Origin of the sequence: Microbacterium sp. BE35, assembly GCF_031457705.1 — a bacterium.
GTDB classification, from domain to species: Bacteria; Actinomycetota; Actinomycetes; order Actinomycetales; family Microbacteriaceae; genus Microbacterium; species Microbacterium trichothecenolyticum.
The window spans coordinates 124,383-138,890 of sequence record NZ_JAVDXD010000006.1 but is presented as its reverse complement, the minus strand read 5'-3'; the positions used below and the strand labels follow the sequence as shown (position 1 = coordinate 138,890).

Below are 14,508 nucleotides of genomic sequence, written 5' to 3'. Positions count from 1 at the left end.
GGAGCGCCGCGGTCCGCCGTGGTGTAATGGCAGCACGACAGCCTTTGGAGCTGTGAGGTCTAGGTTCGAGTCCTGGCGGCGGAGCATGACCGACACGACCCGCGACAACGCACTGGCCGTCATCGTCCTGGCCGCAGGGCAAGGCACCCGCATGAAGTCCGCGGTGCCCAAGGTGCTGCACCGCATCGGCGGGCGTCCGCTCGTCGGGCACGTGCTCGACACCGCGATCGCCCTCGAGCCCGAGCGCGTCGTCGTCGTCGTGCGCCACGAGCGCGACCTCGTCGCCGAGGCGGTCGTGAAGGCCGTTCCGGGCGTGGTCGTGGTCGACCAGGACGAGATCCCCGGCACGGGCCGCGCGGTCGAGGTGGCGCTGGACGCCCTCGGCGACTTCACGGGCGACGTGCTCGTCCTGAGCGGCGATGTGCCGCTCCTCGAGGCCGACACGTTGGAGGCGCTCGTGCGCACCCATCGCGACCGCGCTGTGGCCGCAACCGTGCTCAGCGCCTCGCTCGACGACGCGACCGGCTACGGTCGGGTGATCCGCGACGCCGATGGTGCCGTGTCGCGCATCGTCGAGCAGAAGGACGCGACGGCGGACGAGGCATCGGTCACCGAGATCAACGCCGGGGTGTACGTCTTCCAGATGCAGGCGCTGCGCACCGAGCTGGCTCTCGTGGGCACCGCGAACGCGCAGGGCGAGAAGTATCTGACGGACGTCGTGGCGCTGCTGCGGGGTGACGGTCTCCTCGTCGCGGCCCAGGCCGCTCCGGATGCCGCGGCCGCACTGGGCGTCAACGACCGCGTGCAGCTGGCCGAGGCCGCTCGCGTGCTGAACGCGCGCACCGTGCGGCGCTGGCAGCTCGAGGGGGTGACGATCCTGGACCCCGCGACGACGTGGATCGACGTGGACGCGAAGCTGGCACCCGACGTGACGGTGCTGCCGAACACCCACATCCTGCGGGCGACCGTCATCGCGTCGGGTGCCCTCGTCGGCCCCGACACGAGCCTCGTCGACTGCGAGGTGGGAGAGGACGCCACCGTCACCCGCACCGACGCGACGCTCGCCGTGATCGGCGCGAAGGCCACCGTCGGCCCCTTCGCCTACCTGCGCCCCGGCACGTACCTCGGCGACAAGGGCAAGATCGGCACGTTCGTCGAGACCAAGAACTCGACGATCGGCGAGGGCAGCAAGGTGCCGCACCTGTCGTACATCGGCGACACGACGATCGGCAAGCACGTCAACCTCGGTGCCGGCGCGATCACCGCGAACTACGACGACCTGGCGAAGCACCGCACCGAGATCGGCGACGAGGTCCACTCCGGCTCGCACAACGTCTTCGTGGCGCCCGTTAGGATCGGAGACGGCGCGAAGACCGGGGCCGGGGCGGTCATCCGCAAGGATGTACCCGCCGGTGCCCTCGCTCTCAGCGTCGCCCCTCAACGCAACGTCGAGGGGTGGGTCGAGAAGAACAGACCGGGTACCGGAGCGGCGGATGTCGCCGCCAGGGCCCGCAGCGCACAGAAGGCGGACGATGGCGCGCAAGAAGAAGACCGTTGAACTCGACCGGGCGAATGACATCGCCCCGGGACTCGTAGCCAAGACGAAGAAGCGTCTCGTCATCGCGCGAGGCAGTTCCCACCCCGAGCTCGCGGCCGAGGTCGCCGCGCAGCTGAGTACGGAGCTGGTGCCGACCGAGTACCGCACCTTCGCGTCCGGCGAGATCCTGACCCGCTTCGAGGTCTCGATCCGCGGGTGCGACCTGTTCCTCATCCAGAGCTTCGGCCCGCCGGTCAACGAGTGGATGATGGAGACCCTCATCATGCTCGACGCCGCCAAGCGCGCGTCGGCGAAGCGCATCACCGTTGTCGCGCCGTACTTCCCGTACTCGCGTCAGGACAAGAAGGGCCGCGGCCGCGAGCCGATCAGCGCCCGCCTCGTCGCCGACCTCTTCAAGACGGCGGGTGCCGACCGCGTCATGAGCGTCGACCTGCACGCCGCGCAGATCCAGGGCTTCTTCGACGGGCCCGTCGACCACCTGTTCGCGAAGCCCGTGCTTCTCGAGTACTTCGAGAACACGCTGAGCGCTCAGGACCGTGAGCGCCTGACGGTGGTCTCGCCCGACACCGGGCGCGTGCGCGTCGCGGACCAGTGGTCCGACAGCCTCGGTGCGCCGCTCGCGATCATCCACAAGCGCCGCGACCCGAACGTCGCCAACCAGGTGACGGTCAACGAGATCGTCGGCGCCGTCGACGGTCGGGTCTGCCTCCTCGTGGATGACATGATCGACACCGGCGGCACCATCGTGAAGGCCGCCGAGGCGCTCAAGGCGAACGGCGCGGTCAAGGTGATCGTCGCCGCCACGCACGCGATCTTCAGCGACCCGGCCGCTCAGCGCCTGCAGAGCCCCGCGGTCGATGAGGTCGTGGTGACCGACACGGTTCCGATCCCCGCGGAGAAGCGCTTCTCGACGCTTACGATTCTGCCTATCGCACCGCTGCTCGCACGTGCGATCCACGAAGTGTTCGAGGACGGCTCCGTCACCAGCATGTTCGACGGGGCCGCCTGACGCCGGCGCCGAGTCGAGACCCCGGCTCCGCGGCGGCGACGGAAGGACGATCCAGAAATGTCGCAGCCGCTCGAGTCCAGACCGCTGACGGAGGCCCGGCTGACCGTCGCGCGCCCGTGGGCCGTCCCCGCAGACGATGTGCTGGAGCATCTCGAAGCGGACGCCGGGGGTCTCAGCACCGCTGACGCCGCGGAACGGCTCGAGGTGGCGGGGCCGAATCGCCTGCCCGAGCCCGCGCGGAAGCCGGGGTGGCTGCGCTTCCTCGCGCACTTCAACGACACCCTGATCTACATCCTGCTGGGTGCCGCGGTGATCAAGGCGCTCATGGGCGACTGGCTCGACTTCTGGGTGATCATGGTGGTCGCGATCATCAACGCGGTCATCGGGTATGTCCAGGAGGGCCGCGCCGAGAAGGCGCTCGCGGGCATCCGAGGCATGCTGTCGGCCGACGCCAGCGCGCGGCGCGACGGCGGCTGGGTCACCGTTGCGGCGGCCGATCTCGTACCCGGCGACGTGGTGCGACTGATGCCGGGCGACAAGGTGCCTGCGGACCTCCGGCTGCTGCAGGCGAACCAGCTGCGCATCGACGAGGCCGCGCTCACGGGCGAGTCGGTGCCGTCGTCCAAGGCGACCGATCCGGTCGCGGGTGACGCGGGCGTGGGCGACCGCGGGTCGATGGCGTTCTCGGGCACGATCGTGAGCGCCGGGCAGGGCCGGGGCGTCGTGACCGCGACCGGCCCGACCACCGAGCTCGGCCGCATCCAGAGCCTCGCCGACGAGGCTGACGCCCTGGCCACCCCGCTGACCCGTCAGCTCGACAGCTTCGGTCGCGTGCTCACCGTGGTGATCCTCGGTATGGCGGCGGTCATGATGATGATCGGGCGGTTCCTCCACGGGATGCCGTATGACGAGCTGATCTCGGCGGCCATCGGCTTCGCCGTCGCCGCGATCCCCGAGGGCCTTCCCGCGCTCGTCACGATCACGCTCGCCATCGGCGTGCAGCAGATGGCCCGCCACAACGCCATCACGCGCAAGCTGCCCGCGGTCGAGGCCCTCGGCTCGGTCACCACGGTCTGCTCCGACAAGACGGGCACGCTCACCCGGAACGAGATGACGGTGCGCCACATCGTCACCCCCCTTGCGGACTACGACGTCACCGGCCTCGGCTACGCGCCCGAAGGCGAGATCGTGGCGGCGAACGCAGAGCCGGTTGCCGGGGGCGGGGGCGATCTCGCCGCGATCCTCGCGATCGCGACCCTGTGCAACGACGCGCACATCGTTCGAGCCGACGACGGCTCGTGGAGCCTCGTGGGCGAGCCCACCGAGGGTGCCCTCAAGGCCGTCGCGATCAAGGGCGGCGTCGGAAGCACCGGAGGGCGCAGGGTCGCCGTCATCCCGTTCGACTCCGCCAACAAGCTCATGGCGACGCTGAACGAGGGCGCGCGTTCGGGAGGCGAGGCGGGTGAGGTGTCACGTGCCATCCTCGTGAAGGGCGCGCCCGACCGCCTGCTCGAGCGCTCGCTCACGCAGCGCGGCGTGAACGGCTCCGAGCCGCTCGATCTCGCGCGCTGGGACGACGCGGTCGCCAGACTCAGCGGCCAGGGCCTGCGCGTCCTGGCGGCCGCACGCAAACCGGTGCGTCCCACGACGGACGAGTTCGCGCTCGACGACCTGGTCGACCTCGAGTTCATCGGCCTGTGGGGCATCGTCGACCCTCCCCGGCCCGAGGCCGTCGAGGCGATCGCGGACTGCCACACCGCCGGCATCCGGGTCAAGATGATCACCGGCGACCACGCCGGGACCGCCCTCGCGATCGCGCACGAGATGGGCCTGGCAGGCGCGGACGCGGAGGTGCTCACCGGCGCGGAGCTCGAAGCGCTCAGCCAGGAGCAGCTGCGCGAGGTGGTGCAGGGCGTCGACGTGTTCGCGCGCACCAGTCCGGAGCACAAGATCCGCATCGTGCGCGCGCTGCAGTCGCACGGCGAGGTCGTGGCGATGACCGGCGACGGTGTCAACGACGCCCCCGCCCTGACGCGCGCCGACGTGGGCATCGCGATGGGCATCAAGGGCACGGAGGCGACGAAGGAAGCGGCCGAGTTCGTGCTCGCCGACGACAACTTCGCGACGATCCGCAGCGCCATCGCCGAGGGCCGTCGCATCTACGACAACCTGCGCAAGTCGATCGTCTTCCTCCTGCCGACGAACGGGGCGCAGTCGCTGGTCATCCTGGTCGCTGTCGTGTTCGGCCTCGCGCTGCCGCTCACCAGCGTGCAGGTGCTCTGGGTGAACATGGTCACCGCCGTCACGCTCTCGCTGGCCCTCGCGTACGAGCCCGCCGAGCGCGGCATCATGCGCCGTCCGCCCCGCGCGAGCGGCGGTCCGATCATCAACCGCGGTGAGCTCGGATTCATCCTCATCGTGTCGCTGCTCATCGGCGGCGCGGCGATGGGCGTGTTCTACGGGGTGTCGGCGGCCGGAGCCGACCTCGAGGTGGCACGCACGGAGGCCGTCCTGATGCTCGCGTTCGGGCAGCTCGCGTTCCTGTTCAACTGCCGGTTCCTCACCCGTTCGAGCCTCACCCTCGATGTGCTGCGCGGCAACAGGGTGGTGTGGTGGTCGGCGCTGGCGCTGGTGGGGCTGCAGCTCGTCTACACGTACGTGCCGTTCATGAACGTGCTGTTCGAGTCGCGGCCCCTGCCCGCGGCATCCTGGATCCTCCCGATCGGCGTGTCGATCGGGATCTTCCTCGCGGTGGAGGTGCTGAAGGCGGTGCTGCGGGCTCGGCGAGGCTCATCGCGCACTGCCGCATCTCTCAAAGGCGGCTCATAGGCGGGCTTGAAAGGATCCAATCCGACGCGGATATCGCGTCGACGCCACGAGCCCGACCCGAGCCAGGAGGACCATCATGATCCGCACCGCACTCGCTTCCCGCCCCGTCCGCGCCGGCGCGGCCCTCACCGCCGTCGCCGGCATCGCCCTCCTGTCGGGCTGCGCGGCGACAGCTTCCGAGGCCGAGGAACGCACGACGACCGACAGCGGGGCGTCGTCGACGGACTCCGGCTCGACGGACTCCGGCACGGCCTCTGGCTCTTACGCCGACGGCACGTACTCGGCGGACGGCTCGTACGCGACGCCCGAGTCGGTCGAGACGATCAACGTCACGGTGACCCTCGAGAACGACGTCATCACCGCCGTCGAGGTGACCGGCGACCCGCAGAAGCGGGAGTCCGAGCAGTACCAGGGCCAGTTCATCGGGGGCATCGCCGACGTGGTCGTGGGGGAGGACATCGACGACATCCAGGTCAGCCGCGTCGCCGGATCGTCCCTCACCAGCAGCGGCTTCAACGAGGCGATCGAGACGATCAAGTCCGAAGCGGCGAGCTAGCCCATGAGCGCGGTGCCGGCGTCATGGCGCTTCGACGCCATCGGCACGACGTGGGAGATCGTCACCGAGCGCCCGCTGCCCGAGGAGGTGCGGCGCGAGGTGACGACGCGGATCGACGCGTTCGACCGGGCGTGGTCGCGTTTCCGCGACGACTCCGACGTCAGTGCGCTGGCCGGCGGTGCGGCATCTCTTCCCTCGCCCGAGGACGCGGCGCCCATGCTCGATGCCCTCGCTGCCGTGTCGGAGGCCACCGGGGGAGCCGTGAACCCGCTCGTCGGGGACTCGCTCGACGCGCTCGGCTATGACGCGCAGTACTCGTTCGACGACGCGGGGCCGCTCGCCGCGCCGTTCGACTGGCGCGAGCGTCTGACCTGGCAGGATGGCCGGCTCGCCCTCACCGAGCCGGCGACCGTCGACGTCGGCGCGCTCGGCAAGGGACGCCTCGTCGATCTCGTGCTCGGGATCCTCATTCTCACCGAGTCCGGAGACCTCACCGTGGACGCCGGCGGCGACCTCGTCGTACGGGGGCGTCCGCAGCGCATCGGGCTGGAGCATCCGTTCGATCCTCGTCGCGCGATCGGCGTCTGGGAGGTGACGGATGCCGCACTGTGCGCGTCGGCGATCAACCGGCGCGCGTGGCCGTCCGCGAGGGGCTCGACCCTGCACCACGTGCTCGACGCGCGCACCGGACAGCCGGTCCGGGCGATCGCGGCGACCTGGGCGGTGGCGGCCGACGCGATGACCGCCGACGCGATCGCGACGTCGCTGTTCTTCGACGGCGGCCCGCGCCTGGCACATGAGTGGGGCGTGGAGTGGGTGCGCATGACCACCGACGGCCGCGTCGAGTGGTCGCCCGGCTGCCGCGCCGAGCTGTTCGTGCGCCCGGATGTCGGACCCGTGACCGCGCCGGTTTCGCGACCGAATAGCCTGGGAAGGTGACCGAGCCTCCCTCCGGACACGTCGTCGCGGTCTCGCGCGACGACGCGCATCGCTTCAGCAAGCCGACACGCGAGAGCATCACCCTGATAGCCGGGATCGGCGTCGAGGGGGACTCCCACGCCGGCATCACCGTGCAGCATCTCTCCCGCATCAGGCGGGACCCGACGACGCCCAACCTGCGGCAGGTGCACCTCATCCACGCCGAGCTGTTCGATGACATGGCCGAACGCGGCCACGAGGTGGCTCCGGGTGCTCTCGGCGAGAACATCACGACGGCCGGCGTCGACCTGCTCGGGCTGTCGCGCGGCACGCGGCTCGAGCTGGGTGAGGGCGCGGTGATCGAGATCACCGGCCTACGCAACCCCTGCGCGCAGATCAACGGACTCTCGGAAGGGCTCATGAAAGAACTGGTCTCCATCGACGACAGCGGCGCCACCGTGCGTCTGGCGGGCGTCATGTCGGTCGTGCTCGCAGGCGGCGTCGTGCGCCCGGGCGACAGCATCCGTGTCATCCCGCCCGCGGGTCGCTTCGAGCCCCTGCAGCCGGTGTGACGCGGATGGGATCGCTGACCGCTCTCTGGAACCGCGTCTTCGCGGTGCTCGGCCGCATGTCGATGTACCGCCTCGTCTACTTCGCGCTCGCAGCCCTCGCCGCCGTCGCGCTGCTGCTGTCGTTCTTCGACCTGGTCGGTCCCGACCCGCTGCAGCTGGTCGCGACGCTCGCCGTGCTCTCGGCCGTGTGCGTGGGGGTGGATGCCGCGGCCCAGCGCGTGCTGAACCTCCCGTGGCGCCTCGAATCGTCGCTCATCACGGCGCACATCCTGCTGTTCGTGCTGCGTCCGACGTACGAGTTCGTCCCGCTGGTCGGCATCGCGATCGCCGCCGCGGTCGCGTCGCTGTCGAAGTACGTCCTCGCCTGGCGCGGCCGGCATGTCTTCAACCCCGCGGCGGTCGGCGCGACCGTGCTCACCCTGCTGAGCCTGGCGTGGCCCGACCTTGGCGCGTCTTCGTGGTGGGTGGGCACGCCCGCGCTCGCCGCACCCGTGATCCTGCTGGGCCTCGCCGTGCTCGTGCGCACGGAGAAGGTGCGCGTCATCCTCGTGTTCCTCGTGACCGCCGTGGCCGTCGGCGTCATCCGGACCTCGGTGCAGTACCAGGACGCCGGCCTCGAGATCGACGTGCTCGATCTGCTGTGGCCGGTGCTGTGGTCGTCGCCGTTCCTCTTCCTCGGCGCGTTCATGCTGTCGGAGCCGCTGACGCTCCCGCCCCGGCGGTGGCAGCAGTTCGTCGTCGCCGGTGTCGTCGGCGTGCTCGCCGGGTGGCCGATCGCGATCGGCGACATCACCCTCGGCCAGGAGCGCGCACTCCTCGTCGGCAACCTGGTGGCCTTCGCGTTCGCCGTCCGCACGGCCGTGCGGCTCACACTGGTCGCGCGCGCCGAACCCACGCCGACCGTCCAGGAGCTCACGTTCCGGGTGCACGACCGGCTCGCGTTCCTGCCGGGCCAGTACCTGGAGCTCGAGGTGCCGCACCGGCACCCCGACGCGCGCGGCACCCGCCGCGAGTTCAGCATCGCGTCGGCGCCCGCCGACCTGCCGTTCGTGAAGGTCGCCTTCAAGGAGGGCAAGACCACGAAGCCGCTGAGCTCGTACAAGAAGGCGCTCGCGCTGGTGGAGCCGGGCGACGAGCTCGCCATCACAGGCGTCTGGGGCGACTTCCTGCTCCCCAAGCGCGATGCGGCACCGATCCTGATGGTGGCGGCCGGCATCGGTGTCACGCCGTTCGTGTCGCAGCTCACCCAGGGCAAGGCGAACGGGGTCGATCGCGATGTGGTCCTTGTCTACGTCGCGTCGGATTCGTCGGAGCTCGCGTACCGCGACGAGATCGAGGCATCCGGAGCCCGCGTCGTGGTGTTCACGCGCGACCGGCCGGCCGACCTCCCCGCCCACTGGGTGTGGGCGCAGGGGGTCCGCCTCGACGCCGAAGGCCTCGTGCGCGTCGTCCCCGACATCGCCGCGCGCCACGCGTACATCTCCGGGCCGGCGGGGCTGATCGCCGAGCTCGCCCCCGCGCTCGAGAAGGCCCGCTCGATCACGACCGACGCCTTCAGCGGCTACTGACTCGCGCCCTCGCGGGTCAGTTCGCCACGGGGTCGGCGGGGCGGGCCGGCAGTCGGACCTCGAAGGTCGTGTCGCCGGGCTTGCTCGCGACACGGATGCTGCCGCCATGGGCATCCACGATGGCCCGGGCGATCGAGAGGCCGAGGCCAGTGCCGCCGGTCTGACGGGCACGAGAGCGGTCGGCGCGCGAGAAGCGTTCGAACAGCTCGTCCTCGAGGGACGGATCGATGCCGGGGCCGTCGTCGTGCACGCGGAGGATCGCGTCCTTGCCGTTGCGGGAGACGCTCACGGTGACCGTCGTGCCGGCCGGCGTATGCGTGCGGGCGTTGGCGAGCAGGTTCGCGGCGACCTGATGCAGCCGCCCGGCGTCACCGGCGATGAGCACCGGCTCGTCGCCCACCTCGAGCACCCACTCGTGGTCGGGTCCGGTCGGGGTGACGTCCCCGACGGCGTCGATCGCGAGCCGCGTCAGGTCGACGGTGCCGTACACGAGCTCCTGGCCCTCGTCGAGCCGCGCGAGCAGCAGCAGGTCCTCGACGAGCGACGTCATGCGCAGCGACTGCGCCTGGATGCGCTCCAGCGACGCCTCGGTCGTCTCGAGGGCCGTGCTCTGGCCGCGGCTGAGTGCGGTGAGCGACAGCTCGGAGTAGCCGCGGATCGACGCCAGAGGCGTGCGCAGCTCGTGGCTGGCGTCGGCGACGAAGCTGCGCATGCGCTCCTCGTTGCGCTGGCGGGCGGTCAGGGACTCGTCCACATGGTCGAGCAGAGTGTTGAGCGCGGCGCCCACGCGGCCGACCTCGGTGCGCGGATCGGCCTGCCGCACCGGCACGCGCTCGGCGATCGACACCTCGCCCTGGTCGAGCTGCAGCGCCGACACGCGTGCCGCGGTGTCGGCGACCGCGCGCAGGGGCGCGAGGCCCCGGCGGATCGTCCACGCGGTCGCGACGGCGAGAAGCAGCAGGCCGCCCGCGGTGAGCAGGCCGATCGTGATCAGCATGCGCGTGAGGGTCTCGGTGATCCCGGCGCGGGACAGGCCGACGATGATGGTGGTGCCGCCGAACGACACGCCTTCGATGCGGTAGGTGCCGAGGTCGTCGATGGTCACAACGAGCTGGCCCCGTTGCCCCTGAACGCTTCCGCTGATCTCGGCGATCTGGTCATCGGTCAGGGCGACCACCTCGCCGTTCTGGTCGACGACGGCAGCGCTGGCGTCTCCCGGCAGTGACTGCACTGCGAGGAAGTATCCCAGCTGCCGGGGCTGCTCCTCCAGGATCTGCTCCGCGGTGAGGCCATTGGCAAGGAGCGGCCTCATGTAATTGACGCTCTGCTGCTCCGCCTTCACTTCGGCGTCGAGCTGCTGTTCCAGCACCTGTCCGAGGATCGCGCTCGTCGCGACGGCCACGAGCACCATGATGAACGACGTGATTCCGACGACCGTGACGATCAGCTTGCGCTGGAGGGTCCACGGCGCTCGCCGGGGGAGCGCGTCTTCGGTGTCCTCCACGGGTGCAGCAGATGCCTCGGCCTGCGCGCGTGCGCCGGTCGAGGCATCCGTCGCCCCCATCATCGTGGGTTCGGGAGTCCTCTCGTCCGTCACTGCGGCGCCTTGATCATGTAGCCGACGCCGCGCACGGTGTGGATCAGAGGTTCGAGTCCCGCGTCGATCTTCTTGCGGAGGTACGAGATGTAGAGCTCCACCACGCTGGAGCGACCGCCGAAGTCGTAGTTCCAGACGCGGTCGAGGATCTGGGCCTTCGACACGACGCGGCGCTGGTTGCGCATGAGGTACCGGAGCAGCTCGAACTCGGTCGCCGTGAGCTCGATCTCGGTGCCGGCGCGCTCGACCTCGTGGCTGTCCTCGTTGAGGGTGAGGTCGCCGACGCGGAGGATCGGCTCGGCGCCTGCGGCGTGCGCGGTGCCGGCGCGGCGCATGAGCCCGCGCAGGCGTGCCACGACCTCCTCGAGGCTGAACGGCTTCGTGACGTAGTCGTCGCCGCCGGCGGTGAGCCCCGCGACGCGGTCGCTGACGGCGTCCTTCGCGGTGAGGAAGAGCACCGGAACGTCGTCGCCCGCCTGACGCAGCCGCTGCAGCACGGCCATGCCGTCGAGGTCGGGCATCATGATGTCGAGCACCATCGCGTCGGGCTCGAAGTCGCGGGCCGACTGCAGGGCTTCGAAGCCGGAGCCCGCTGTGCGCACCTCCCATCCCTCCATGCGCAGCGCCATCGACAGCAGGTCGGTGAGCATCTGCTCGTCGTCGACCACGAGCACGCGGAGGTTCGAGCCGTCGGGACGCAGCAGGGCGGGTGCGGGGTTGGTCATGCGTCCATTGTGCGGGCCTTCCTATGCGATTCCTATGGAGCCCGCTATGCGCCGGCTGTGAGTGCAGCGGTCGACGGCGACCCGCGGTGGTTCCGTGCCGGACCCTCGCGGTCGCAGGAACTGCCGGGTCCCTTCAGCCGCCGGTACCGGGCTGATACCGGCATGTGGCACAACGGCGATCGCACACCTACCAGCGCAAGCTCGAAGACAGAGGAGATGACAATGAGGTCGAAGGCTTCGAACGCGGCGTGGCTCCTCGTGCCGGTGCTCGTGACATCGTCGATCAGCGGGCTCGCCGGACCGGCGGCCGCCGACCCCGGATCCGAGGCGACCAGTTCCCCGGATTCATCCATCGCATACTGGGACGCCGTCGGCACGCAGGCGTTCACGGCCGCCGGGCTGTCGCCGGCGGAGGGGCACACGATCTTCGCGTACGTGGCCATCGCGGTCTACGACGCGGTGATGGCCGTGGAAGGCGGCTACGAGGCGTTCGCGGTCGACATGGACGCCCCCGGTGGCGCCTCGGCGGAGGCGGCCGTGGCCGCCGCCGCGCGCGGCATCTTGCTGCACTACCTGCCGGGGCAGGCCGCCTCCATCGTCGAACCCGCCTACACGGCCGCACTCGTGGCGGTTCCCGACGGGCAGGCCGAGACCGACGGGGTGGCGACCGGTGCGGAGGTGGCGAGCGAGCTCATCGCCCAGCGCGCCGACGACGGGTTCCGGGTTGCGGTGACCTACGCCCCGCCGGACCCACCCGTTCCGGGTGTGTGGCTCCCCACCGCGCCGACGCCGCCCATCGGCGCGTACCTCGGCCTGATGAAGCCCTTCGGACTCGAGTCCGCTGACCAGTTCCGCCCTGGCGGGCCGCCCGACCTCGACAGTCGGAAATGGGCTCGCGACTACGAGGAGGCGAAGGCGGTCGGATCGAGCACCAGCACCACACGGACGCCCGATCAGACACTCGCCGCCCGGTTCTGGGGAGAGCCGCCGGTCCAGCAGGCCCGCGGCGCGTTCCGCGCCTTCGTCCTCGACCACCAGCTCGGCGTGGTGGACGCCGCACGATTCATGGCGATGGTCTCGGTGACGTACGCGGATGCCCTGATCGCCTGCTTCGACGCCAAGTACCACTACGCGTTCTGGCGTCCGATCACCGCGATCCGCGCAGGCGACACCGACGGGAACCAGCGGACCGTCGGCGATCCGTCGTGGTCACCGCTGCTGCCTGCGACGCCCAATCACCCGGAGTATCCGAGCGCGCATTCGTGCATCACGCCAGCGGGCGGGCAGGTGGTCGCGAAGTTCCTCCGAACGCAGCGGATCGACTTCACCGTCCCCAGCCTGACCGGACTCGGCGATCGCACGTTCGAACGCCCGCGCGATCTGACCGAAGAGGTCGGCAATGCTCGCGTCTGGGGCGGCATTCATTTCCGCTCAGCGGTGGACGACGGCGTCCAGATCAGCAAGCGCGTGTCGTCCTGGGAGCTCGCCCACCACTTCCAGCGTTCGCACGACTAGCCGTGTGAGACCCCGTCGCGGGACGAGACCCTGGGAGAACCCGGGGTCTCGTCCCGCGACTGTCGTCTCACCGTTCATAAGGGGTGCATAGGTCGCGCTGAGGGTGCGCATCACGCCGCTTCGTAGCGTCACGTCGATGGCCGGCATTCCGCCCGCCAAGAGGAGACCCATGTACGTGACCTATCTGCGGCGGGAGCTGGCCGGCCGCAAGAAGCAGACGATCATCGTGGCCGCCGGCCTCGCGATCGCGATCGCCCTCGTGATGATCGTGAACTCCCTCGCCGCCGGGGTGAGCGCGGCCCAGGCGCAGGCCCTCGAGTCGGTGTACGGGGTCGGCACCGACCTCACCGTGACCGGCGCCCAGGCGGAGCCCGGCGAGGGTGGCGGCGCACGGTTCGACTTCGGCCAGGACGGCGGCTCGACCACCGACGACGGCACCACGGAGCTCAGCCAGTCCCGGCTCGTGACCGAGCCCATGCGTTCGACGCTCGACGCCTCGGCCCTCGACACCGTGACCGGCGTCGAGGGCGTGTCCGCAGCATCCGCAGCACTCAGCCTCACCAACATGACGTTCTCGGGGGAGCTGCCGCAGCGGCCCGATGACGCGACGGACTCGGGCACGGGCACGCAGGGCCAGCCGCCGCAGCAGGGCGACGGCGGCGGCGGCTTCGGCGGCGGCTCCTTCGGCGTCGACTCGTTCACCGTGCTCGGCATCGACCCGTCGGCGGACGCGGTCGGTCCGCTCTCGGCGGTCGAGGTCTCGGACGGCCGGGGTCTCGAGTCGTCCGACGAGGGGGAGTACGTCGCCGTGCTCGATGCGGCCTACGCGTCGACGGCCGGCCTGGCCGTGGGCGAGACGATCGATGTCGGGGGCCAGGACTTCGAGATCGTGGGAATCGTCGCCTCGACCTCGGACGAGGCCGACACCGCGTCCGACGTCTACATCCCGCTGGGCGTTGCGCAGGAGCTCGCCGGCGCCGGCGACGTCGTGTCCACCGTGTACGTGCAGGCCGAGTCCTCCGACGCGATCGCGTCGGTGCAGACGGCTCTCCAGGAGGAGCTCCCGGACGCCACGGTGAGCTCGCAGGCGGACCTCGCCTCGACGGTGTCGGGATCGCTCTCGAGCGCCTCGGCCCTCATCACGAACCTGGGCACCTGGCTGTCGCTGATCGTGCTCGCCGTCGCGCTGGTGCTCGCCGTGCTCTTCACGATCTCGGGCGTTTCGCGCCGCACGCGCGAGTTCGGCACGCTCAAGGCCATCGGCTGGTCGAACGGCCGCGTCGTCGGCCAGGTCGCAGGGGAGTCCGTCGTCCAGGGTGCGATCGGCGGTGTGATCGGCCTCGTCATCGGCTTCGCCGGCATCGCCCTGATCAACCTCATCTCGCCGACGATCTCCACGGCCCCCGCGGCGCAGAGCTTCGGCCCTGACGGCGGTCAGACAGGCCCGATGGGCGGTGGCGGCGGTGCGTTCGGCAACACCATGCAGGCCGCGGGCACCGACATCGTGCTGTCGGCGCCGATCACCCTGTGGGTCGTCGTCGCGGCGGTCGGCATCGCGGTCCTCGGCGGACTGGTCGCCGGCGCGTTCGGCGGCTGGCGCGCGGCCAGGCTCAGCCCCGCCGAAGCCCTGCGATCGGTGGGCTGAGCATCCCATGTCGGAC

11 protein-coding genes and 1 tRNA gene are annotated in these 14,508 nt (G+C 70.6%); 10 read left to right on the top strand and 2 right to left on the bottom strand.

Annotation, left to right across the window (positions count from 1 at the left end):
* Positions 1 to 12 precede the first annotated feature (12 nt).
* From J2Y46_RS18470 to J2Y46_RS18435, 8 genes are all read left to right on the top strand, one after another.
* Positions 13 to 84: transfer RNA gene (locus J2Y46_RS18470), tRNA-Gln, on the top strand.
* A gap of 1 nt (position 85) precedes the next feature.
* Positions 86 to 1,558: a bifunctional UDP-N-acetylglucosamine diphosphorylase/glucosamine-1-phosphate N-acetyltransferase GlmU gene (glmU, locus tag J2Y46_RS18465; RefSeq protein ID WP_045299835.1), complete on the top strand. Its 1,473-nt coding sequence runs from the start codon at positions 86 to 88 to the stop codon at positions 1,556 to 1,558.
* Positions 1,533 to 2,567 (top strand): ribose-phosphate diphosphokinase, encoded by a 1,035-nt coding sequence (locus tag J2Y46_RS18460; RefSeq protein ID WP_045299833.1) that lies wholly within the window; start codon positions 1,533 to 1,535, stop codon positions 2,565 to 2,567. The genes glmU and J2Y46_RS18460 overlap by 26 nt, the downstream gene beginning before the upstream one ends.
* 57 nt (positions 2,568 to 2,624) lie before the next feature.
* Entirely contained in the window at positions 2,625 to 5,396 is a 2,772-nt protein-coding gene (locus tag J2Y46_RS18455) for an HAD-IC family P-type ATPase (RefSeq protein WP_045299830.1), read from the top strand.
* A gap of 76 nt (positions 5,397 to 5,472) precedes the next feature.
* A complete protein-coding gene (locus J2Y46_RS18450) occupies positions 5,473 to 5,952 on the top strand; it encodes an FMN-binding protein (RefSeq protein WP_045299828.1) in 480 nt (159 codons plus the stop codon).
* 3 nt (positions 5,953 to 5,955) lie between these two features.
* Complete coding sequence (locus J2Y46_RS18445) at positions 5,956 to 6,891, top strand: FAD:protein FMN transferase (protein WP_045299826.1); 936 nt, start codon at positions 5,956 to 5,958, stop codon at positions 6,889 to 6,891.
* Positions 6,888 to 7,442 carry an MOSC domain-containing protein gene (locus tag J2Y46_RS18440; protein ID WP_045299824.1) on the top strand — a complete coding sequence of 185 codons (555 nt, stop codon included), beginning with the start codon at positions 6,888 to 6,890 and terminating at the stop codon, positions 7,440 to 7,442. Before J2Y46_RS18445 ends, J2Y46_RS18440 begins: the two co-directional genes overlap by 4 nt.
* Before the next feature lie 5 nt (positions 7,443 to 7,447).
* Positions 7,448 to 9,010 carry an FAD-dependent oxidoreductase gene (locus tag J2Y46_RS18435; protein WP_045299822.1) on the top strand — a complete coding sequence of 521 codons (1,563 nt, stop codon included), beginning with the start codon at positions 7,448 to 7,450 and terminating at the stop codon, positions 9,008 to 9,010.
* Between the two features lie 16 nt (positions 9,011 to 9,026).
* Here J2Y46_RS18435 and J2Y46_RS18430 read toward each other — a convergent pair whose 3' ends face one another.
* Positions 9,027 to 10,421 carry a sensor histidine kinase gene (locus J2Y46_RS18430; protein WP_396653215.1) on the bottom strand — a complete coding sequence of 465 codons (1,395 nt, stop codon included), beginning with the start codon at positions 10,419 to 10,421 and terminating at the stop codon, positions 9,027 to 9,029.
* Between the two features lie 182 nt (positions 10,422 to 10,603).
* A complete protein-coding gene (locus J2Y46_RS18425; protein WP_045299819.1) occupies positions 10,604 to 11,332 on the bottom strand; it encodes a response regulator transcription factor in 729 nt (242 codons plus the stop codon).
* A gap of 222 nt (positions 11,333 to 11,554) precedes the next feature.
* Between J2Y46_RS18425 and J2Y46_RS18420 the strand changes: the two genes are divergently transcribed.
* A complete protein-coding gene (locus J2Y46_RS18420; protein ID WP_310244327.1) occupies positions 11,555 to 12,847 on the top strand; it encodes a vanadium-dependent haloperoxidase in 1,293 nt (430 codons plus the stop codon).
* 169 nt (positions 12,848 to 13,016) lie between these two features.
* Positions 13,017 to 14,492: an ABC transporter permease gene (locus tag J2Y46_RS18415; protein WP_310244708.1), complete on the top strand. Its 1,476-nt coding sequence runs from the start codon at positions 13,017 to 13,019 to the stop codon at positions 14,490 to 14,492.
* Positions 14,493 to 14,508 lie beyond the last annotated feature (16 nt).

Excerpts from the sequence above, each read along its gene's own strand:
- glmU (WP_045299835.1), top strand. The coding sequence starts at position 86 with ATGACCGACACGACCCGCGACAACGCACTGGCCGTCATCGTCCTGGCC.
- J2Y46_RS18460 (WP_045299833.1), top strand. The coding sequence starts at position 1,533 with ATGGCGCGCAAGAAGAAGACCGTTGAACTCGACCGGGCGAATGACATC.
- J2Y46_RS18455 (WP_045299830.1), top strand. The coding sequence starts at position 2,625 with ATGTCGCAGCCGCTCGAGTCCAGACCGCTGACGGAGGCCCGGCTGACC.
- J2Y46_RS18450 (WP_045299828.1), top strand. The coding sequence starts at position 5,473 with ATGATCCGCACCGCACTCGCTTCCCGCCCCGTCCGCGCCGGCGCGGCC.
- J2Y46_RS18445 (WP_045299826.1), top strand. The coding sequence starts at position 5,956 with ATGAGCGCGGTGCCGGCGTCATGGCGCTTCGACGCCATCGGCACGACG.
- J2Y46_RS18435 (WP_045299822.1), top strand. The coding sequence starts at position 7,448 with ATGGGATCGCTGACCGCTCTCTGGAACCGCGTCTTCGCGGTGCTCGGC.
- J2Y46_RS18430 (WP_396653215.1), bottom strand. The coding sequence starts at position 10,421 with ATGGTGCTCGTGGCCGTCGCGACGAGCGCGATCCTCGGACAGGTGCTG.
- J2Y46_RS18425 (WP_045299819.1), bottom strand. The coding sequence starts at position 11,332 with ATGACCAACCCCGCACCCGCCCTGCTGCGTCCCGACGGCTCGAACCTC.
- J2Y46_RS18420 (WP_310244327.1), top strand. The coding sequence starts at position 11,555 with ATGAGGTCGAAGGCTTCGAACGCGGCGTGGCTCCTCGTGCCGGTGCTC.
- J2Y46_RS18415 (WP_310244708.1), top strand. The coding sequence starts at position 13,017 with ATGTACGTGACCTATCTGCGGCGGGAGCTGGCCGGCCGCAAGAAGCAG.